Here is a 20,830-nt window from a genome sequence, read left to right on the forward strand (position 1 = left end):
CTCATGTCGCCTCGCCTGGTACTCATCGGCCCGCCGGGAGCGGGCAAGTCGACGATCGGTCGTCGGGTTGCGAACGCACTCGAGCTGCCCTTGCTCGACACCGACGCCGAGATCGAGCGTGTGACCGGCCGGACCATCCCCGAGATCTTCTCCCAGGACGGCGAACCGGCCTTCCGGGAGATCGAGGAGGAGGTCGTCGCGCGGGCCCTCGACACCCACGACGGTGTGGTGTCCCTGGGAGGGGGAGCGATCCTCTCGGAGCGCACCCGCGCGCGACTGGCCGGACACACCGTCGTGTACCTCGAGATCAGCGTGGCGGAAGGACTGCGTCGCACCGGTGCGGTCGGCGCAGCAGGTACCAGGCCGTTGCTGGCCGGCGGTGATCCGGCCCAGAAGTACCGCGACCTCATGCGTCGCCGCCGCCCGCTGTACCGGCAGGCGGCGACCATCCGGGTGCGCACCGACGGCCGCAGCCCCGGGCGGGTCGTCCAGCAGGTGCTCGCCAAACTCGAAGCGGCGGACGCCGCGACCAGCCAGACCATCAGCGAGGATCGGAGCCCCACACCGTGACCGAACCGGTACGCATCGACGTCGAGACCGCCCAGCCCTATCCGGTGATCATCGGCCGGGGACTGCTCGGCGACGTCGTCGAAGAACTGTCCGGCACGCGGACCGTCGCGATCTTCCACCAGCCGACGCTCACCGCGACGGCCGAGGCCGTGCGGGAGGCGCTCGCCGAGACGGGCATCGACGCCCACCGCATCGAGATCCCCGACGCCGAGGACGGTAAGGAACTCGCCGTCGCCGGATTCTGCTGGGAGGTGCTCGGCCGCATCGGCCTGACCCGCTCGGATGCCGTCATCAGCCTCGGCGGCGGTGCCGCCACCGATCTCGCGGGCTTCGTGGCCGCGACGTGGATGCGTGGTGTGCGGGTCTACCACATCCCCACCACGCTGCTGGCGATGGTCGACGCCGCCGTGGGCGGCAAGACCGGCATCAATACCGAGGCGGGCAAGAACCTCGTCGGTTCCTTCCACGAGCCCTCCGCGGTCTTCGTCGACCTCGCGACCCTCGAGACGGTGCCGCGCAACGAGATCGTGGCCGGCCTCGCCGAGGTGATCAAGACCGGCTTCATCGCCGATCCGGTGATCCTCGACCTGATCGAAAAGAACCCCGAGGCCGCGCTCGATCCCGCCGGGTCGGTGCTGCCCGAGCTGATCCGGCGATCGGTAGAGGTCAAGGCGAAGGTGGTCGCGGCCGACCTCAAGGAGTCGAGTCTGCGCGAGATCCTCAACTACGGTCACACCCTCGGCCACGCCATCGAGCGTCGTGAGCGGTACCGCTGGCGCCATGGCGCCGCCGTGTCGGTGGGCCTGGTCTTCGCCGCCGAGCTCGGCCGGCTCGCCGGGCGTCTCGACGACGTCACTGCCGACCGGCACCGCGCGATCCTCGAATCCGTGGGCCTGCCCACGACCTACGATCCCGACGCCTTCTCCGATCTGCTCAAGGGCATGCAGACCGACAAGAAGAACCGCGCCGGCATGCTCCGGTTCGTCGTCCTCGACGGGCTCGCGAAGCCCGGCAGGCTCGAAGGACCCGACCCGACCCTGCTCGCGGCCGCCTACTCCGAGGTCGCGCGTCAAGGCAAGGCCGACGCGGGAACCGTCCTGCTCTGACCGTCGCCCGGCTCGACCGCTAGTTCGATGCGGGCGGTCTCCAGGACGGGTCGCGTCCGGTGAGCCCGATCAGGCGTTCCAGCGGCGGGGCGTCGTCGCCCACTCGGACGGCCGGACCGAACAGACCACCCCCGTCGGCGACGCGCTCCCCCTCGGTGATGCTCTCCGCGAAGGCGGTACACGCGGCGATCTCGTCGGGTTCGCAGGAATATTGCTGTCCCGTGGCCACGGCGAGGTCCCAGCCGTGGACGACGAGTTCGTCGAGCGTGACGAGTCCGGCGACCGGCGCGGGCAGGTCGAGGCCACCCGCGCGCGTCATGCCTTCCCAGGCCGAGGGATCGCTCCACGCCCGGCGGAGGTCGCCGAGTCGGTCGGGCACGAGCTGCCGCCAGTCCGGCGGCAGTTCGCTCGTGAGCTGCGGGGGAGTGTCGGTGTACGGGCCGATGTCCTTGTGCGCCGCGGCCGTGAACGCGAGCGACAGGCCGAGCACATGGTCGACGAGCGCACCGACGGAGGTCTCGGAACACGGCGTGGGGCCCGACAACTGTGCGTCGTCGATCCCCGCCAGGATGCGCTCCATGCGGCGGGTCGCGGGAGTCAGGTCGAGCGTCTCGGTGGTGTCGGTCATGGGTAGCTCCTCGATGTCGGCTATCTGTACCGACCGTCACCGTCCCGAAAACTGAGCACCCGCCCCCGACGTATCGGGGGCGGGTGGTCTCACTGCTGTGGTGTCACTGCTGTGGTGTCACGGCTTCGGGTCGATTTTCGGGAACACCTCGGTGGGCGAGTCGTCGCTGCGCCAGGCGGGATCGGCCTGCTGCGCGGAGTTCGCGGGCGCCGAACCTTCGGGTGCCGCCGCTCCGACGCCTACGGGTGCGTGGTGCTCGCGGTGGACGGACCAGTCGTCGTCGCGGGTGGTCTTGCGCTCGTTCCGGCGCGCGAAGAACCGGCCCAGCGTCACTGCGGCCATCGCCGGCAGGAACACCAGGAGCACGGTGAACGCGGCACCGGAGGTGATCTCGAAGAACAGGGACGTCACACCCACCGGAATCGGGGTGATCGCGTCGACGAGCCAGGTGAGGACCCCTCCGACGAGGCCGGTGACCGCACCGGCGGCGAGCCAGCGCATCGTCAGGTCGTCGCCCTCGTCGGGGTCGGGATGGGCGCGGTGGTCGCGGATGCCGTCGAGGCCGGCCCAGACGAACGCTGCGACGACCACGACGGCGAAGCCCAGCCAGCGCAGTACCGATCCCTGCAACGGCCACTGGATGAGAGCGGCACCGAGCAGGACGCGCACGACCACGTGGACCAGGGCGAGCCCGAGTCCGCGGAGCAACCAGGGTTTCATGTACCTCAGCGTAACGGGTGGCGAAGCCGACAGTGTGTCCCGTCCCACAGGCGCGATCGCGGTAGGTTGAGCGATATGTCTGCCGACCACGCCTCCCGCCGTCGCGCGCTGCGTGCGCTGCTCGCCGAACGCGAACTCGACGCGCTGCTGGTGACCGATCTGACCGGTATCCGCTACCTCACGGGCTTCACCGGATCCAACGCGGCGCTGATCGTCTCCACCGAGGACGACGAGAACGAGACGCGCACCGTCGTCTGCACCGACGGCCGCTACGTCACACAGGTGGGGGAGCAGGTCCCCGACCTGCGGGCGGTGATCGCCCGGGCGTCGGCCGCGCACCTCATTACCGAGTTCGGAACCGGCTCCGCGCGTTGGGGATTCGAGAGTCACGTCGTCACGGTCGACGAGCGGGCCCGGTGGGACGAACTCGGCGTCTCCGTCCGTTTCGTTCCCGCTCCCGGTCTCGTCGAGCAGTTGCGGGCCGTGAAGGACGAACACGAAATCGGCCTGTTGCGCGACGCGTGCGGTGCGGCCGATCGCGCACTGGCGGACCTGATCGCGGCGGGCGGTCTGCGCCCGGGACGAACCGAGAAGGAGGTCGCGCGCGACCTCGAATGGCGCATGTTCGAGCACGGCGCCGACGGCATCTCCTTCGAGACGATCGTCGCCGCCGGCGCCAATTCGGCGATCCCGCACCACCGCCCCACCGGCGCGGTCCTCGCCGAGGGCGACTTCGTGAAACTCGACTTCGGGGCGCAGATCGGCGGCTACCACTCCGACATGACGCGCACCTACGTGCTGGGCCGGGTCGCGGACTGGCAGCGCGAGCTGTACGAACTGGTCCTGCGCGCGCAGCAGGCCGGACGCGAGGCGCTCGCCCCCGGTGTCGACTGTGCCGCGGTGGACGCCGCCGCGCGCACCGTGATCGCCGAGGCCGGCTACGCCGACCTGTTCCTGCACGGGCTCGGCCACGGAGTCGGGCTCGAGATCCACGAAGCGCCCGGAATCGGTGCCGCGGCGACCGGTACACTTGTCGCCGGTGCGGCGGTGACCGTCGAGCCGGGTGTGTACTTCTCGGGGCGCGGAGGCGTGCGGATCGAAGACACGCTCGTGGTGCGGGAGCATACTCCGGAGTTGCTCACGCTCACCGACAAGACATTGACCGTCGTTTGAGGGCGGTTCCTCGACCCTAGGAGACACGAACCAAGTGGCTGATACCAGTGACTTCAAGAACGGCCTCGTTCTGAAAATCGACGGACAGCTCTGGCAGATCATCGAGTTCCAGCACGTCAAGCCGGGCAAGGGCCCCGCTTTCGTGCGCACGAAGCTCAAGAATGTGACGTCGGGCAAGACCGTCGACAAGACCTGGAATGCCGGTGTCAAGGTCGAGACCGCCACCGTCGATCGCCGCGACATGACCTACCTCTACAACGACGGTACCGACTACGTCTTCATGGACGGCGAGACCTACGACCAGATCACCATCTCGCCCGAGCTGCTCGGCGACAGCGCCAAGTTCCTGCTCGAGAACATGCCCGTGCAGGTCGCCACGCACGAGGACGTCCCGCTGTTCGTCGAGCTCCCGGTCACGGTCGAGCTCGTCGTCCAGCACACCGATCCGGGCCTGCAGGGCGACCGCTCCACCGGCGGCACCAAGCCCGCGACCCTCGAGACCGGCGCCGAGATCCAGGTCCCGCTGTTCATCAACACCGGCGACAAGCTCAAGGTCGATTCCCGCGACGGCAGCTACCTCGGGCGAGTGAATTCCTGAGTGTCCGGTAACCAGAAGAAGCTCGGGGCCCGCCACAAGGCCCGCAAGCGGGCCGTGGATCTGCTCTTCGAGGCGGAGGCCCGCGACGTGCATCCCGTCGACCTCGCCGCCGATCGCGTCGAACTCGCGATCGACGACGACCAGGTCGCGCCGGTGCCGGCATACGCGCAGACCATCATCCGCGGTGTCGCCGACAATCTCGACGAGACCGATCGGGTGATCGCCGATCACCTGCACGAATGGACGTTGGACCGTCTTCCCGCCGTCGACCGCGCGATCCTGCGCATCGCGGTGTGGGAGCTGTTCCATGCCACCGACGTGCCGCCCGTGGTGGCCGTCGACGAGGCGGTCGAGCTGGCGAAGCAGCTGTCCACCGACGATTCGCCGGCCTTCGTCAACGGGGTGCTCGGTCAGATCGTCACCGTCGCCGACCAGGTGCGCGCAGCTGCCGCTGCCACCCTCGTCCGGCCGGCGCAGGAGTCGCAGGATCAGGATTCCGACGAGTCCTGAATTCGTCACCCTTTCGGGTGAGCGACGACACGAGGCACCGTGAGCGGGCCCGGCGGGAACACTTCCGCCGGGCCCGCTCACGTTCTCGGGCCTGTGTTGCGCTTCACCCGCCATCCGTGCCGGGGCGGACGTCGACGCTGATAGGCTCGACAATCGTCAGGCATCCTTTAACGATCCGTCCAGTGAGGCGGAGAAGGAGGTCGCTGCATGGCCGTGTCCGAGGACGGGTCCACAGCTTCTACCCCCACTACGTCTTCCGGTACCGGCGTGCCGGCGCGTGAGCTGCTCTCCGCTGCCGACGTCCACCGGACGATCTCGCGCATCGCGCACCAGATCATCGAGAAGACCGCGCTCGACACCCCCGAGGACGCACCACGTGTCGTGCTCCTGGGCATCCCCACCCGCGGGATCACCCTCGCCCAGCGCCTCGCCGACCGCATCGAGGAATTCGCCGGTGTCCGCGTCCCGGTCGGCTCGCTCGACATCACGCTCTATCGCGACGACCTCCGCACGAAGCCGCACCGCCCGCTGGAGCGCACCTCGGTGCCCGAGGGCGGCGTCGACAACACCCTCGTCGTCCTCGTCGACGACGTCCTGTTCTCGGGACGCTCCGTCCGCGCCGCGCTCGACGCCCTGCGCGATCTCGGACGACCCCGCGCGGTGCAACTCGCGGTCCTCGTCGACCGCGGCCACCGCGAACTGCCGCTGCGGGCCGACTACGTCGGCAAGAACGTGCCCACCGCGCGCAGCGAGGACGTCCGCGTACTGCTGACCGAACACGACGGGCGCGACGCCGTCGAGATCTCCGGAGGCAAGTCCCAGTGAAACACCTGCTCACCATCGCGGATCTGACGAAGGACTCCGCGACGGGGCTTCTCGACGAGGCCGAGCGGTTCGAGCAGGCACTGCTCGGGCGTGAGGTGCGCAAACTCCCCACGCTGCGCGGCCGCACCATCATGACCGTCTTCTACGAGAACTCCACCCGTACCCGTGTGTCCTTCGAGGTCGCCGGCAAGTGGATGAGCGCCGACGTCATCAACGTCTCGGCGTCCAGTTCGTCGGTGAAGAAGGGCGAATCGCTGCGCGACACCGCGCTGACCCTGCACGCCGCCGGTGCCGACGCACTGGTGGTCCGTCACTCCGCTTCCGGTGCCGCACACCGGATCGCCCAGTGGACCAACGAATCCGGCTCCGGACCGGCTGTGGTCAACGCCGGTGACGGCACCCACGAACATCCCACCCAGGCGTTGCTCGACGCGCTCACCCTGCGCCAGCGTCTCGGTTCGATCGAAGGCCGCCGGATCGGCATCGTCGGCGACGTGCTGCACAGCCGCGTCGCGCGATCGAACGCGCTGCTGCTGAGCATGCTCGGCGCCGAGGTCGTGCTCGTCGCTCCCCGCACCCTGCTGCCGGTGGGGGTGGAGACCTGGCCGGTGACGGTCGCCGATTCGCTCGAAGCCGAACTTCCCACTCTCGACGCGGTCATGATGCTGCGCGTGCAGGCCGAGCGCATGAACGGCGGGTTCTTCCCGTCCGCCCGCGAGTACTCGATCCGATACGGACTCAACGCCAAGCGCGCGGCGTTGCTGCCGGAGCACGCGGTGATCCTGCATCCCGGCCCGATGCTCCGCGGCATGGAGATCGGCTTCCCCGTCGCCGACGCCCCGCAGAGCGCTGTGCTGCAGCAGGTGAGCAACGGTGTCCACGTGCGGATGGCGGTGCTCTTCCGCCTGCTCGTCGGCACGGAAGGGAACCTGTCGTGACCCACACTTCCCACCCGGGAGACACAGGAACAGGAGTGACACAGGTGACGCCGCAGGTGCTCATCCGCAACGTCCGCCTCTACGGCGAAGGCGACCCGGTCGACGTGCTGCTCGGCGACGAGCAGATCCTCGCGATCGGCACCGACCTCGAGGCCGACACCGACGCAGAGATCGTCGACGGCACCGGGCAGATCGTGCTCCCGGGCTTCGTCGACCTGCACACGCACCTGCGCGAACCGGGCCGCGAGGACACCGAGACCGTCGACTCGGGCTCGGCCGCTGCGGCGCGCGGCGGATACACCGCGGTCTTCGCGATGGCCAACACCGATCCGGTCGCCGACTCGGTGGTCGTCACCGATCACGTGTGGCGCCGCGGCCGCGAGGTCGGGCTCGTCGACGTTCACCCCGTGGGCGCCGTCACCGTCGGACTCGAAGGCAAGCAGCTCGCCGAGATGGGCACGATGGCCGCCGGTGTCGGTGGCGTGCGGATGTTCTCCGACGACGGCAAGTGCGTCTACGACCCGTTGCTCATGCGCCGCGCGCTCGAGTACTCCGCCTCGCTCGGGGTGCTCATCGCCCAGCACGCCGAGGAACCGCGGCTGACCGTCGGTGCCGTCGCGCACGAGGGTCCGAACGCGGCACGTCTCGGCCTCACCGGCTGGCCCCGCGCCGCCGAGGAGTCCATCGTCGCCCGCGACGCGTTGCTCGCCCGCGACGCCGGAGCCCGTGTGCACATCTGCCACGCGTCGACGGCCGGCACCGTCGAGCTCGTCCGGTGGGCACGCTCGCAGGGCATCTCGATCAGCGCCGAGGTCACGCCGCACCACCTGCTCCTCGACGACTCGCGTCTCGAGAGTTACGACGGCATCAACCGGGTCAATCCGCCGCTGCGCGAGCGATCCGACGTCGAAGCGCTGCGCCGCGGCCTCGCGGACGGGACCATCGACTGTGTGGCCACCGACCACGCCCCGCACGCCGAACAGGACAAGTGCTGCGAGTTCTCGCAGGCACGTCCGGGAATGCTCGGGCTCGAGACGGCGTTGTCCGTCGTGATCGAGACGATGGTCCGGCCGGGCCTGCTGGACTGGCGCGGCGTCGCGAAGGTCATGAGCGAGCGTCCCGCGGAGATCGTGGGCCTCGACGATCAGGGCCGGCCCCTCGAGGTGGGCGAACCCGCGAACATCGTGCTCGTCGACCCGGATACCGAGTGGACGGTGCACGGCCCCGACCTCGCAAGCATCTCCCACAACACGCCCTACGAGGACATGACCCTGCCGGGCCGGGTCACCACCACCGTGTTGCGTGGGCGGATCACCGCCCGCGACGGTGCGGTGTTCCCGCGCTCGACCGAAAGGTAGGAACCGACATGGATCGCTTCTTCATCACCGTCGGTTTCCTCGCGCTCTGGGTCGTGCTCGTGCTGCTGATGTGGAAGGGCTGGAAGGGACGTGCCCGACGTCAGCAGGACGCGGTCGGCGAACTGCCGACCGTGCCGGCTGAGCTGGGGGAGCGGCTCGTCGAACCGACCACCGGTCTGTACGTCGGCAGCACGCTCGCGCCGAGTTGGCAGGACCGCATCGCGGTCGGCGATCTCGGGCACCGCGCCAACGCGGAACTGACCCGATACCGATCCGGTGCCCTGCTCGAACGCGACGGTGCGTCCCCGATCTGGATCCCGCAGGACTCGATCCGCGCGATCCGCACCGAACGCGGTCTGGCGGGCAAGGTCATGTCCAAGGACGGGGTGCTGGTCATCCGCTGGCAGCTGCCCTCGGGAACGGAGGTCGACACCGGCTTCCGCGGGGACGACAAGTCGATCTACCCGCTCTGGACGAACGGGTCGGACGAAAAATCTTGAGACGGTGACGATCACAACGACGATGACGATCACGACGAACAACACGACGATCACGACACGCGAGATCTCAGCCCGTGCGGCCGGCTCTGGTGCGGTCGATAAGAACGGAGACAACGCATGAGCGGCAGAACATTCGGCGGCGGCACGGCTGTGCTGGTCCTCGAGGACGGACGGGTCTTCCGCGGCATCCCCTTCGGAGCGGTCGGACAAACTCTCGGCGAGGCCGTCTTCAGCACGGGCATGACCGGCTACCAGGAGACCCTCACCGACCCCAGCTACCACCGGCAGATCGTGGTGGCCACGGCCCCGCAGATCGGCAACACCGGCTGGAACCACGAGGACAACGAGTCCGTCGGCCCCACCGGCGACCACACCGAGTCCAAGATCTGGGTGGCCGGCTTCATCGTCCGCGACCCCTCGCGTCGCGTGTCGAGCTGGCGCGCCACCGGCTCGCTGCAGGACGAACTCGAGCGGCAGAACATCGTGGGTCTCGCGGGTATCGACACCCGCGCACTCGTGCGGCACCTGCGCACCCGCGGTTCGATGCGCGCCGGCATCTTCTCCGGCGACGCCCTCGCCTGGAAGGGTGACGACCTCGACATCGACGTCCTGCTCGACCGGGTGAAGAGCCAGCCCTCGATGCTCGGCGCCGACCTCGCCGGCGAGGTGAGCACCACCTCCGGTTACGTCGTCGAACCGACCGACGGGGACGCGCGCTTCACCGTCGCGGCCATCGACCTCGGCATCAAGACCAACACCCCGCGCATGTTCGCCCAGCGCGGCATCCGGGTGCACGTGCTGCCGTCCACCGCGACGCTGCACGACATCCTCGACCTGAAGGCCGACGGCGTCTTCCTGTCCAACGGCCCGGGCGACCCGGCGACCGCCGACGGCGCAGTGCACCTGACCAAGGAGGTGCTCGGCCAGGGACTGCCCCTGTTCGGCATCTGCTTCGGCAACCAGATCCTCGGCCGCGCGCTCGGCCTGGGCACCTACAAGATGAAGTTCGGTCACCGCGGCATCAACATCCCGGTGGTCGAGCACGAGACCGGCCGCATCGCGATCACCGCGCAGAACCACGGGTTCGCGCTCGAAGGGGAGGCCGGCCAGGAGTTCGACACCCCGTTCGGTCGCGCGGTCGTCAGCCACACCTGCGCCAACGACGGTGCGGTCGAGGGCGTCAAGCTCCTCGACGGCCGTGCCTTCTCCGTGCAGTACCACCCCGAAGCGGCGGCCGGACCGCACGACGCCGCCTACCTGTTCGATCGTTTCACCCGCATGCTCGAGGGAGAGAAGAACTGATGCCACGCCGTACCGACCTCTCCCACGTCCTGGTCATCGGGTCCGGCCCGATCGTCATCGGACAGGCCTGCGAGTTCGACTACTCGGGCACCCAGGCGTGCCGGGTGCTCCGCGAGGAGGGCCTGCGCGTCTCCCTGGTCAACTCGAACCCGGCCACGATCATGACCGACCCCGAGTTCGCCGACTCGACCTACATCGAGCCGATCACCGCCGACTACGTCGAGAAGGTCATCGCGACCGAGCAGGCCAACGGCACCCCGATCGACGCGGTGCTCGCGACCCTCGGCGGCCAGACCGCCCTCAACACCGCCGTCGCCCTGTCCGAGCGCGGCATCCTCGACAAGTACGACGTCGAACTCATCGGCGCCGACTTCGACGCGATCCAGCGCGGCGAGGATCGGCAGAAGTTCAAGGACATCGTCGCCAAGTGCGGCGGCGAGTCCGCCCGCTCGGCCGTCTGCTACACGATGGACGAGGTCCGCGCGACCGTCGCCGAACTCGGCTTCCCGGTCGTCGTGCGCCCCTCCTTCACGATGGGTGGCCTCGGCTCCGGCATGGCCTACGACGATGCCGACCTCGAGCGCATCGCCGGTGGCGGCCTCGCGGCCTCGCCCACCGCGAACGTGCTCATCGAGGAGTCCATCCTCGGCTGGAAGGAATACGAGCTCGAGCTCATGCGCGACGGCGCCGACAACGTCGTCATCGTCTGCTCGATCGAGAACGTCGACCCGGTCGGTGTGCACACCGGCGACTCGGTGACTGTCGCTCCCGCGATGACGCTCACCGACCGCGAGTACCAGAAGATGCGCGACCTCTCGATCGCCATCCTGCGCGAGGTCGGTGTCGACACCGGCGGCTGCAACATCCAGTTCGCGATGGATCCGCGCGACGGCCGGCTCGTCGTCATCGAGATGAACCCGCGCGTGTCGCGGTCGTCGGCCCTCGCGTCGAAGGCCACCGGCTACCCGATCGCGAAGATGGCCGCCAAGCTCGCCATCGGCTACACGCTCGACGAGATCGTCAACGACATCACCAAGGAGACCCCGGCCTGCTTCGAACCGAGCCTCGACTACGTCGTGGTCAAGGCCCCACGGTTCGCCTTCGAGAAGTTCCCCGGCGCCGACGGCACCCTCACCACCACCATGAAGTCGGTCGGTGAGGCCATGTCGATCGGCCGCAACTTCTCCGAGGCCTTCGGCAAGGTGCTGCGCTCGCTCGAGACGAAGTCCGCCGGCTTCTGGACGGGCCCCGAGGTCGAGGGCACCCTCGACGAGATCCTCGAGGAGATCCGCACCCCCACGGACGGCCGGTTCTACCGGATCGCCCGGGCCTTGGAGCTCGGTGCGACCGTCGAGCAGCTCTTCGACGCCACGAAGATCGACCCGTGGTTCCTCGAGCAGTTCGCGCACATCGTCGAGCTGGGCCAGGACGTCCGCAACGCAGAGCAGTTCGGTGCCACCGAGCTGCGCTACGCGAAGCACCACGGCTTCTCCGACCGGCAGATCGCGGCCCTGCGCCCGGCACAGTTCGCCTCCGAGGACGAGGTGCGCGCCCTGCGTCAGGAGCTGGGGATCCACCCGGTCTACAAGACCGTGGACACCTGCGCCGCCGAGTTCGAGGCCAAGACGCCGTACCACTACTCGACCTACGAACTCGATCCCGCGGCCGAGACCGAGGTCGCGGAGCAGCGTGACAAGCCGAAGGTGCTCATCCTCGGCTCCGGCCCGAACCGCATCGGCCAGGGCATCGAGTTCGACTACTCGTGCGTGCACGCCGCGCTGACGCTGTCCGAGGCCGGCTACGAGACCGTGATGGTCAACTGCAACCCCGAGACGGTCTCGACCGACTACGACACCGCCGATCGCCTGTACTTCGAGCCGCTGACCTTCGAGGACGTCCTCGAGGTCTACCGCGCCGAGTGCGAGTCCGGCACCGTCGCCGGCGTCATCGTCCAGCTGGGCGGCCAGACCCCGCTCGGCCTGGCGCGTCGCCTGAAGGCCGCCGGGGTGCCGATCGTCGGTACCTCGCCCGAGGCCATCGACCTCGCGGAGGACCGCGGCGAGTTCGGTCGCGTGCTCGACGAGGCCGACCTGCCGGCCGCGAAGTACGGTACGGCCACCACCTTCGAGGGTGCGCGCGAGATCGCCGCCGGCATCGGATACCCGGTGCTGGTGCGCCCGTCGTACGTGCTCGGTGGTCGCGGCATGGAGATCGTCTACGACGAGAAGGCGCTCGAGACCTACATCTCCAACGCGACCGAGATCTCCGACGACCGCCCCGTGCTCGTCGACCGCTTCCTCGACGACGCCGTCGAGATCGACGTCGACGCGCTGTGCGACGGCACCGACGTGTACATCGGCGGGATCATGGAGCACATCGAGGAGGCGGGTATCCACTCCGGCGACTCGGCCTGTGCGCTGCCGCCGATCACCCTGGGCCGCTCCGACATCGAGAACGTGCGCCGCTCGACGGCGGCGCTCGCGAAGGGCATCGGCGTCAAGGGCCTGCTCAACGTCCAGTACGCGCTCAAGGACGACATCCTGTACGTCCTCGAGGCGAACCCCCGTGCCTCCCGCACGGTGCCGTTCGTGTCCAAGGCCACCGCGGTGCAGCTCGCCAAGGCCTGCGCCCGGGTGATGCTCGGCGAGTCCATCGCCGAACTGCGTGCCGTCGGCATCCTCCCCGCCGAGGGCGACGGCAGCGACATCCCGCTCGATGCACCGGTCGCGGTGAAGGAAGCGGTGCTGCCCTTCAACCGGTTCCGGCGTGCCGACGGCACGGGTATCGACACCCTGCTCAGCCCGGAGATGAAGTCCACCGGTGAGGTCATGGGCCTCGATGACGACTTCGGAACCGCGTTCGCGAAGAGCCAGACCGCCGCCTACGGCTCCCTGCCGACCTCGGGCACGGTCTTCGTCTCGCTCGCGAACAAGGACAAGCGGTCGATGATCTTCCCGGTCAAGCACCTCGCCGACCTGGGATTCCACATCATGGCCACCGTGGGAACCGCAGAGGTGCTGCGCCGCAACGGTGTTCCGTGCGAGCAGGTCCACAAGGTCTCCGGTGAGGACAAGCCGGAAGGCGCGCTCGACGTCGTCGACCGCATCCGCGCCGGCGACGTGGACATGGTCATCAACACCCCCTGGGGCAACGCCGGTCCGCGCGTGGATGGTTACGAGATCCGCAGCGCGGCGGTCGCCGCGAACATCCCGTGCATCACCACGGTGCAGGGTGCCTCCGCGGCCGTGCAGGGTATCGAGGCGGCGCTGCGCGGTGAGATCGGAGTCAGCTCGATCCAGCGGATGCACGCGCGGCTGCGCGGCGTGCCCGCCGAACAGGCGTGACGCCCTTCGGGCAGCGACTCGCGGACGCCCTCGGGCGCCGCGGGCCGCTGTGCGTGGGCATCGACCCGCACCCGGGGCTCCTCACCGCGTGGGGGCTCGACGACGACGCCGACGGCCTGGCCCGGTTCAGCGAACTGTGCGTCGAGGCCTTCGGCGACACCGTCGCGGTCGTCAAGCCGCAGGTGGCGTTCTTCGAGGCGTACGGTTCCGCCGGTCTCGCCGTGCTCGAACGCACCATCGCCGACCTGGGGGAGGCGGGGGCGCTCGTCCTCGCCGACGCCAAGCGCGGCGACATCGGCTCCACGATGGACGCCTACGCGCGCACCTGGCTGTCGGACGGCTCTGCGCTGCGTTCGGACGCGGTGACCGTCTCCCCGTACCTGGGGTTCGGTTCGCTCGCCCCGGCGCTCGATCTGGCTGCCGGAACGGGCCGCGGGGTGTTCGTGCTCGCGGCGACCTCCAATCCCGAGGGCGCCCAGTTCCAGCGCGCACGGCTCGACGACGGGCGCACCGTCGCGCAGGTCGTGGTGGACGAGTGCGCTGCCCGCAACAGCGCTGCCCGCACGGTCGGGGCCGCAGAACTCGGCTCCGTGGGTGTGGTGGTCGGTGCGACCCTCACCGAGGCACCCGACCTCTCCGACCTCCACGGGCCCATCCTGATGCCCGGAGTGGGGGCCCAGGGCGGTACTGCCGACGACGTGCGACGACTCGCAGGTGACCACCTGCGGGCGGTCGTGCCCAACGTCTCACGTGACGTGCTGCGCGCCGGCCCGTCCGTCGCCGACCTGCGGGCCGCCGTCGCCCGCACCCTGGACGGCTTCGCCTTCCTGATGAACTGAGACGTTCGACTCTCGTGCCCGGATCGCCACGTGCGGTCCGGGCACGAGTCGTACATCCCGCTCGTATGCACTCTGACCTGCGCTCGGAGTGACGCGACACGCGGAATGGGAAGAAAAATTTCTCGACCCGCCCGGGTGCCGGAACAGCGGGTCGGCCAGATGGGGAGCCGCCCCATCCGATGCAACCTCCTCCGCCGCGGCAGATGCCCGGTGACCTGCGGGTTCTCGCTGTTCCGGCAGTTCGTGGCGGTGTCCGGACGCGTGGTGGAGGGCACGAGATCCACTGCGGAAACGGCGTGCACTACCGCACGGATTTTCGAGCGGATCGCCGGGGGTGGGTTCGCATTCGTCGGTAGTCGTGAGTACGGTCGCTATCGCCGCTGGTTACAGCGGTGAAGACTCGAAAGCCAACGATGAGACGGAGGAACCGTGGCCCTTCCCCAGCTGACCGATGAGCAGCGCGCCGCTGCTCTGGAGAAGGCGGCTGCTGCCCGTCGTGCCCGGGCTGAGCTCAAGGAGCGCCTCAAGCGCGGCGGCACCGACCTCAAGCAGGTGCTCAAGGACGCCGAGAACGACGAGATCCTCGGCAAGATGAAGGTCTCGGCTCTGCTCGAGGCCCTGCCGAAGGTCGGCAAGGTCAAGGCGCAGGAAATCATGACCGAGCTGGAGATCGCCCCGACCCGCCGTCTGCGCGGCCTCGGCGACCGTCAGCGCAAGGCCCTGCTCGCCAGGTTCGATTTCGACGCCTGAGCACCGTGGTAGCTGACGCACGACCTGTGACGGACAGCGCACCCGCAACGCGGAGGGGCCGGCTGGTGGTACTGGCCGGACCCTCCGCGGTGGGTAAGTCGACCGTCGTACGCCTTCTGCGGAGCCGGATCCCGGATCTGCACTTCAGTGTCTCGGCCACCACCCGGGACCCGCGACCGGGCGAGGTGGACGGGGTGGACTACCACTTCGTCGGCCGCGCCGAGTTCGACCGGATGATCGAAGCCGGTGAACTGCTCGAATGGGCCGACATCCACGGCGGCCTGCAACGATCGGGCACTCCGGCCAAGCCGGTGCTCGACGCACTCGCCGAGGGGCATCCGGTGCTCGTGGAGGTCGACCTCGCGGGAGCGCGGGCCGTCCGTGCCGCGATGCAGGACGCAGTCCTCGCCTTTCTCGCCCCGCCCAGTTGGGAGGTGCTCGTCGAGCGCCTCACCGGCCGAGGCACCGAAACCGACGAGGTCGTCGCTCGCAGGCTCGATACCGCCCGCAGCGAACTGGCCGCGCAGGACGAGTTCGACGTCGTGATCGTCAACGACGATGTCGACCGGGCCTGCGATGAATTGGTATCCTTGTTGGTTGGACCCGGAGCCGACTGACCGTCCGCGCCTCGAGCGCGTCCGGCTGCCGGTTCCGGCGCCCTCCCATCCCGCGACATCTCAGGAGAACACCGAGTGAGCAGCATCCAGGCAGCCGCGACCGACCTCGAGGGCAACACCCTTCCGGTCTACGACACCCCCACGGGTATCACCAACCCGCCTATCGACGAGCTGCTCGAGCGCGCCTCCTCGAAGTACGCGCTGGTGATCTACGCCGCCAAGCGGGCACGCCAGATCAACGACTACTACAACCAGCTCGGCGACGGCATCCTCGAATACGTCGGCCCCCTCGTGGAGCCGGGTCTGCAGGAGAAGCCGCTGTCGATCGCCATGCGCGAGATCCACTCGGATCTGCTCGAGCACACCGAAGGCGAGTGAGCAACCCCGCTTCGAGCGGCGAGGCCGGATCCGTGCAGCGCCGCCGCATCGTCGTCGGTGTCGCCGGTGGCATCGCCGCCTACAAGTCCTGCGCACTGATCCGTGCCTTCACCGAGAGCGGGCACCACGTGCGGGTCGTCCCGACGGAGTCCGCCCTCGAATTCGTCGGGCGCGCCACCTTCGAGGCGCTCTCCGGCAATCCCGTGCAGACCGGTGTGTTCGCCGAGGTGCCGCAGGTGCAGCACGTCCGGCTCGGGCAGGAGGCCGACCTCGTCGTCATCGCTCCGGCCACCGCCGACCTCATGGCGCGGGCGGTCGCGGGTCGCGCCGACGACCTGCTCACGGCCACCCTGCTCACCGCGCGGTGCCCCGTGATGTTCGTGCCCGCGATGCACACCGAGATGTGGGAGCATCCCGCGACCGTCGACAACGTCGCGACGCTGCGCCGCCGCGGTGCCGTGGTCGTCGAACCGGCCTCCGGTCGGCTGACGGGCAAGGACACCGGTGCCGGGCGCATGCCCGAACCCGACGAGATCTTCAATCTGGCCTCGCTGCTGCTCGAGCGGGCCGACGCGCTGCCCCGCGACCTCGCCGGTCGCCGCATCGTCGTCTCCGCCGGCGGTACCCGTGAGCCCCTCGACCCGGTGCGCTTCCTCGGCAACCGGTCGTCCGGCAAGCAGGGTTACGCGCTCGCCCGTCTCGCCGCGCAGCGCGGCGCCGACGTCACGCTCGTCGCCGGCAGCATCGCGGGTCTCGACGACCCGGCCGCGGTCGACGTCGTGCGGGTCCAGACGGCCGCGCAGATGCAGGACGCCGTCGCCAAGCACGCCTCGGGGGCCGACGCGGTCATCATGTCCGCGGCCGTCGCCGATTTCCGGCCCTCCACCTTCGCGACCAGCAAGATCAAGAAGGGCGAGGGTGAACCCGACTCCATCGCGCTGACGAAGAACGACGACATCCTCGCCGGTCTCGTCCGGGCACGTGCCGAAGGCGGCCTGTCCGCCGAGACGGTCATCGTCGGGTTCGCAGCGGAGACCGGCGACGAACACGGCGACGTGCTCACCTACGCCCGCGAGAAGCTCGCCCGCAAGGGATGCGATCTGCTCGTCGTCAACGCCGTCGGTGAAGGCAAGGCGTTCGAGGTCGACGACAACAACGGCTGGTTGCTGTCCGCGGACGGTTCGGAAACCGCCCTCGCCCACGGGTCGAAGGCCCTCATGGCCAGCCGCGTGCTCGACGCGCTGGGACCTCTGCTGGCGGAACGCAGCAGAATCGGGTGATTTCAATACTCGCGCCGACGCCTGCGGAGCAGTAGCGTCGGCACTGCGATCGGGTCCTTCCGGCCCGATCGGGGAGCGCATGCTCCATACGGTTTGTCCGTCCAGCGCCTGGCGCACAGTCGAGAGGGAGTTTCGTGAGCAAGACCGGCGGTCGTCTTTTCACCAGTGAGTCCGTGACCGAAGGGCATCCGGACAAGATCTGTGACGCGATCAGCGACTCGGTTCTCGACGCGCTCCTCACCGAGGATCCTCGTGCCCGGGTAGCAGTGGAAACCCTCGTCACCACGGGCCAGGTGCACGTGGTCGGTGAGGTCACCACCTCGGCGTACGCCGACATCCCCAAGATCGTCCGCGATCGGGTGCTCGAGATCGGCTACGACTCGTCGTCGAAGGGCTTCGACGGCAACTCCTGCGGTGTCAACATCGCGATCGGCGCGCAGTCGCCCGAGATCGCCGGCGGCGTCGACGTCTCCCACGAGGCGCGCAGCGGTGTGCTCACCGACGACGAGGTCGCCCGCCAGGGCGCCGGCGACCAGGGTCTGATGTTCGGCTACGCGTGCTCCGACACGCCCGAACTCATGCCGCTGCCGATCTCCCTCGCGCATCGCCTCTCGCGCCGGCTCACCGAGGTTCGCAAGTCGGGCGTCCTGCCGTACCTGCGTCCCGACGGCAAGACCCAGGTCACCATCGAGTACGACGGCGACAAGCCCGTCCGCCTCGACACGATCGTCATCTCCACGCAGCACGCTGCCGACATCGATCTGAACAACCTGCTCACGCCGGACCTGCGCACCCACGTCGTCGACGCGGTGCTCGCCGACCCGAATCTGGCCGATCTCGACACGGCCGACGTGCGTCTGCTGGTCAACCCGTCCGGATCGTTCGTCCTCGGCGGCCCGATGGGCGATGCCGGCCTCACCGGCCGCAAGATCATCGTCGACACCTACGGCGGCATGGCCCGTCACGGTGGTGGCGCGTTCTCCGGCAAGGATCCGTCGAAGGTCGACCGTTCGGCCGCCTACGCGATGCGCTGGGTCGCCAAGACCGCCGTGGCCGCCGGTCTCGCCGACCGCATCGAGGTGCAGGTCGCCTACGCGATCGGCAAGGCGGCTCCGGTGGGTCTGTTCGTGGAGACCTTCGGCACCGAGAAGACCGACCCGGCCCGCATCCAGCAGGCCATCGGCGAGGTCTTCGACCTGCGTCCGGGCGCGATCATCCGCGACCTCGACCTGCTGCGCCCGATCTACGCGCAGACCGCTGCGTACGGCCACTTCGGCCGTACCGACATCGACCTGCCGTGGGAGAACACCGACCGCGCCGACAAGCTGCGCGCGGCCGCCGGTCTGTAGATTCCGATCGGGCCCGGGTGGCTGCTGATTTCGACGCCGCCGAGGTCGATCCGGTCGCGCGGGTTCTCCCGCTGCTACCGGTTCCGCACCTCGACCGGGAGTTCGACTACCTGATCCCGCGCGACCTGGACGCGGACGCCCGCCCGGGCGTCCGCGTCCGCGTCCGCTTCGCCGGACGTCTCGTCGACGGTTTCCTGCTCGCGCGCGCCGCGACGAGCGATCACACCGGCAAGCTCGGCCGGCTCGACCGGGTCGTCTCGTCCGAGCAGGTCCTCACCCCCGAGATCGCTGCTCTGGCAGAGGAAGTCGCGACCCGCTATGCCGGGACCCGGGCCGACGTGCTGCGTCTGGCGGTACCTCCGCGACACGCACGCGTCGAAGCCGAGGCGCCGCGTACACCGGAAACTCCGCCTGTCCCGGAGATCGAGCACGCGGCATGGAGTCGGTACCGGCACGGCGAGAACTTCCTCGAAGCGCTCGGCGGCGGCCGCGCCCCGCGCGCGGCCTGGCAGGCGCTGCCCGGTGAGGACTGGCCCCGACGGCTCGCCGAACTCGCCGCGCTGACCCTCGCCTCGGGGAAGGCGGCCGTGCTGGTCGTTCCCGACCAGCGCGACCTCGACCGTCTCGTGACGGCGTGCGCCGACGTCGCCGGCGCCGATCACGTCGTCGGCCTCGCCGCCGGCCTCGGACCGGCCGAACGTTATCGACGTTGGCTCGCGGCGCTGCGTGGATCCGCCCGCATCGTCGTCGGAACGCGGGCTGCGGTCTTCGCCCCGACGCCCGAGCTCGGGCTCCTCGTGGTGTGGGACGACGGCGACGACCTGCACTGCGAACCTCGGTCGCCGTATCCGCACGCCCGCGAAGTGGCTGCTCTGCGCGCCCACGCCGTGGGCGCCGCCATCGTCATCGCCGGGCACGCCCGCACCGCCGAGACCCAGGCACTCGTCGACGCCGGCTGGGCACACGATCTCGTGGCACCCCGCGACGTCGTACGGGCGTGCGCGCCGAAGGTCACGGCCCTCGCCGACAGCGACCACGCACTCGCACGGGATCCGGCCGCGCGTGCCGCGCGACTGCCTGCCATCGCGTTCGCCGCTGCCCGCTCCGCCCTCGCCGCCGACCGCCCGGTGCTCGTGCAGGTACCGCGACGCGGATATGTGCCCGCGCTGGCATGTGGAAAGTGCCGGGCACCCGCCCGCTGCCGGCACTGCAATGGACCGCTCGCACTGCCCACGGCGGCCGGCCCCGACGGTGCCGCGATCCCCGCCTGCCGGTGGTGCGGTGTCGCCGATGCGCGTCACCGTTGCCACGCGTGCGGCGCGCGTTCGTTGCGGGCCGTGGTGGTGGGGGCGACCCGCACCGCCGAGGAGCTGGGCCGCGCCTTCCCCGGTGTGTCCGTCGTGACCTCCGGCGGCAACGACGTCAAGCACACCGTGCCCGGCTCGGCGTCGCTCGTCGTCTCCACCGTGGGGGCCGAACCCGTCGCCGACGGCGGTTACGGAGCGGCGCTGCTCCTGGACGGGTGGGCGTTGCTCGGCCGGGCCGACTTGCGTGCCACCGAGGAGACGATGCGACGTTGGCTCACGGCGTCGGCGCTCGTACGGTCGTTCGCCGACGGGGGACAGGTCGTGGTCGTCGCCGATTCCGGTATCCCCACCGTGCAGGCACTCGTGCGCTGGGATCCCGTGGGGCACGCGCAGTCCGAGGTCTCCGAACGCGCCGAGGTCGGTTTCCCGCCCGCGGTCCACATGGCCGCGATCGACGGGTCGTCCGCGGCCGTCGCCGAACTGCTCGAGGCCACACACCTGCCCGAGGGAGCAGAGGTGCTCGGCCCCGTGCCACTACCACCGGGGCAACGGCTGCCGTTCGGGTCCGAGGGGCCCGAACCGGAGGACGTGCACCGGATGATCGTGCGGGTCGCACGCGAGCGCGGTCGCGCACTCGGTCGAGCCCTGCGCGACGCGCAGGCCACCCGCACGGCGCGCCGTGCGGACGGGCCGCTGCGGGTCCAGGTCGATCCGCCGCGTATCGGCTGAACCGGCTGC

Annotated in this window: 20 protein-coding genes; 18 read left to right on the top strand and 2 right to left on the bottom strand. The window is 69.7% G+C overall.

The genetic code is table 11. From position 1 onward, the window contains the following. Positions 1-3: 3 nt before the first annotated feature. Both CKW34_RS10710 and aroB read left to right on the top strand, forming a co-directional pair. Positions 4-570, top strand: a complete 567-nt coding sequence (locus tag CKW34_RS10710; protein WP_016691666.1) for a shikimate kinase — start codon at positions 4-6, stop codon at positions 568-570. Beyond that, complete coding sequence (aroB, locus tag CKW34_RS10715) at positions 567-1,676, top strand: 3-dehydroquinate synthase (protein WP_059381361.1); 1,110 nt, start codon at positions 567-569, stop codon at positions 1,674-1,676. The genes CKW34_RS10710 and aroB overlap by 4 nt, the downstream gene beginning before the upstream one ends. Before the next feature lie 19 nt (positions 1,677-1,695). Here aroB and CKW34_RS10720 read toward each other — a convergent pair whose 3' ends face one another. Beyond that, a complete protein-coding gene (locus tag CKW34_RS10720) occupies positions 1,696-2,304 on the bottom strand; it encodes a TIGR03086 family metal-binding protein (protein ID WP_059381362.1) in 609 nt (202 codons plus the stop codon). Between the two features lie 117 nt (positions 2,305-2,421). Beyond that, a complete protein-coding gene (locus CKW34_RS10725) occupies positions 2,422-3,024 on the bottom strand; it encodes a B-4DMT family transporter (protein WP_059381363.1) in 603 nt (200 codons plus the stop codon). A gap of 75 nt (positions 3,025-3,099) precedes the next feature. On the opposite strand from CKW34_RS10725, the gene CKW34_RS10730 reads away from it, so the two are divergent. From CKW34_RS10730 to CKW34_RS10805, 16 genes are all read left to right on the top strand, one after another. After that, positions 3,100-4,197: a M24 family metallopeptidase gene (locus CKW34_RS10730; RefSeq protein ID WP_059381364.1), complete on the top strand. Its 1,098-nt coding sequence runs from the start codon at positions 3,100-3,102 to the stop codon at positions 4,195-4,197. 34 nt (positions 4,198-4,231) lie between these two features. Further along, positions 4,232-4,795 carry an elongation factor P gene (gene efp, locus CKW34_RS10735; RefSeq protein ID WP_059381365.1) on the top strand — a complete coding sequence of 188 codons (564 nt, stop codon included), beginning with the start codon at positions 4,232-4,234 and terminating at the stop codon, positions 4,793-4,795. Continuing rightward, positions 4,796-5,305, top strand: a complete 510-nt coding sequence (nusB, locus tag CKW34_RS10740; RefSeq protein ID WP_059381366.1) for a transcription antitermination factor NusB — start codon at positions 4,796-4,798, stop codon at positions 5,303-5,305. It begins immediately after the preceding gene. A gap of 207 nt (positions 5,306-5,512) precedes the next feature. Next, on the top strand, positions 5,513-6,130 hold the full coding sequence (gene pyrR, locus CKW34_RS10745; RefSeq protein ID WP_024100783.1) for a bifunctional pyr operon transcriptional regulator/uracil phosphoribosyltransferase PyrR: 618 nt from the start codon (positions 5,513-5,515) through the stop codon (positions 6,128-6,130). Beyond that, positions 6,127-7,068, top strand: coding sequence for an aspartate carbamoyltransferase catalytic subunit (locus tag CKW34_RS10750; RefSeq protein ID WP_016691672.1), 942 nt, complete (start codon positions 6,127-6,129; stop codon positions 7,066-7,068). Before pyrR ends, CKW34_RS10750 begins: the two co-directional genes overlap by 4 nt. Before the next feature lie 44 nt (positions 7,069-7,112). Further along, on the top strand, positions 7,113-8,426 hold the full coding sequence (locus tag CKW34_RS10755) for a dihydroorotase (protein WP_059381504.1): 1,314 nt from the start codon (positions 7,113-7,115) through the stop codon (positions 8,424-8,426). Positions 8,427-8,434: 8 nt separating this feature from the next. Beyond that, positions 8,435-8,926, top strand: a complete 492-nt coding sequence (locus tag CKW34_RS10760; RefSeq protein ID WP_059381367.1) for a PH-like domain-containing protein — start codon at positions 8,435-8,437, stop codon at positions 8,924-8,926. A 117-nt stretch (positions 8,927-9,043) separates the two neighbouring features. Then, positions 9,044-10,228 (top strand): glutamine-hydrolyzing carbamoyl-phosphate synthase small subunit, encoded by a 1,185-nt coding sequence (carA, locus tag CKW34_RS10765; protein ID WP_033096601.1) that lies wholly within the window; start codon positions 9,044-9,046, stop codon positions 10,226-10,228. Next, complete coding sequence (carB, locus tag CKW34_RS10770) at positions 10,228-13,572, top strand: carbamoyl-phosphate synthase large subunit (protein ID WP_059381368.1); 3,345 nt, start codon at positions 10,228-10,230, stop codon at positions 13,570-13,572. The genes carA and carB overlap by 1 nt, the downstream gene beginning before the upstream one ends. Continuing rightward, positions 13,569-14,411, top strand: a complete 843-nt coding sequence (pyrF, locus tag CKW34_RS10775) for an orotidine-5'-phosphate decarboxylase (RefSeq protein ID WP_059381369.1) — start codon at positions 13,569-13,571, stop codon at positions 14,409-14,411. Before carB ends, pyrF begins: the two co-directional genes overlap by 4 nt. A gap of 429 nt (positions 14,412-14,840) precedes the next feature. After that, the gene (mihF, locus tag CKW34_RS10780; protein WP_006551450.1) at positions 14,841-15,161 is read left to right on the top strand and encodes an integration host factor, actinobacterial type; all 321 of its coding nucleotides are present in this window, start codon (positions 14,841-14,843) and stop codon (positions 15,159-15,161) included. Between the two features lie 65 nt (positions 15,162-15,226). Next, positions 15,227-15,778 (top strand): guanylate kinase, encoded by a 552-nt coding sequence (gene gmk, locus CKW34_RS10785; protein ID WP_016691679.1) that lies wholly within the window; start codon positions 15,227-15,229, stop codon positions 15,776-15,778. Between the two features lie 75 nt (positions 15,779-15,853). Further along, a complete protein-coding gene (gene rpoZ, locus CKW34_RS10790; RefSeq protein WP_016691680.1) occupies positions 15,854-16,156 on the top strand; it encodes a DNA-directed RNA polymerase subunit omega in 303 nt (100 codons plus the stop codon). After that, the gene (gene coaBC / locus CKW34_RS10795; protein ID WP_016691681.1) at positions 16,153-17,436 is read left to right on the top strand and encodes a bifunctional phosphopantothenoylcysteine decarboxylase/phosphopantothenate--cysteine ligase CoaBC; all 1,284 of its coding nucleotides are present in this window, start codon (positions 16,153-16,155) and stop codon (positions 17,434-17,436) included. Before rpoZ ends, coaBC begins: the two co-directional genes overlap by 4 nt. A 134-nt stretch (positions 17,437-17,570) precedes the next feature. After that, positions 17,571-18,785: a methionine adenosyltransferase gene (gene metK, locus CKW34_RS10800; RefSeq protein ID WP_016691682.1), complete on the top strand. Its 1,215-nt coding sequence runs from the start codon at positions 17,571-17,573 to the stop codon at positions 18,783-18,785. Between the two features lie 17 nt (positions 18,786-18,802). Beyond that, positions 18,803-20,821: a primosomal protein N' gene (locus CKW34_RS10805; protein ID WP_059381370.1), complete on the top strand. Its 2,019-nt coding sequence runs from the start codon at positions 18,803-18,805 to the stop codon at positions 20,819-20,821. Positions 20,822-20,830 lie beyond the last annotated feature (9 nt).

Source organism: Rhodococcus rhodochrous, from assembly GCF_900187265.1.
Classification (GTDB): domain Bacteria; phylum Actinomycetota; class Actinomycetes; order Mycobacteriales; family Mycobacteriaceae; genus Rhodococcus; species Rhodococcus rhodochrous.

Excerpts from the sequence above, each read along its gene's own strand:
- pyrR (WP_024100783.1), top strand. The coding sequence starts at position 5,513 with ATGGCCGTGTCCGAGGACGGGTCCACAGCTTCTACCCCCACTACGTCT.
- CKW34_RS10760 (WP_059381367.1), top strand. The coding sequence starts at position 8,435 with ATGGATCGCTTCTTCATCACCGTCGGTTTCCTCGCGCTCTGGGTCGTG.
- carA (WP_033096601.1), top strand. The coding sequence starts at position 9,044 with ATGAGCGGCAGAACATTCGGCGGCGGCACGGCTGTGCTGGTCCTCGAG.
- CKW34_RS10720 (WP_059381362.1), bottom strand. The coding sequence starts at position 2,304 with ATGACCGACACCACCGAGACGCTCGACCTGACTCCCGCGACCCGCCGC.
- CKW34_RS10710 (WP_016691666.1), top strand. The coding sequence starts at position 4 with ATGTCGCCTCGCCTGGTACTCATCGGCCCGCCGGGAGCGGGCAAGTCG.
- carB (WP_059381368.1), top strand. The coding sequence starts at position 10,228 with ATGCCACGCCGTACCGACCTCTCCCACGTCCTGGTCATCGGGTCCGGC.
- CKW34_RS10725 (WP_059381363.1), bottom strand. The coding sequence starts at position 3,024 with ATGAAACCCTGGTTGCTCCGCGGACTCGGGCTCGCCCTGGTCCACGTG.
- CKW34_RS10730 (WP_059381364.1), top strand. The coding sequence starts at position 3,100 with ATGTCTGCCGACCACGCCTCCCGCCGTCGCGCGCTGCGTGCGCTGCTC.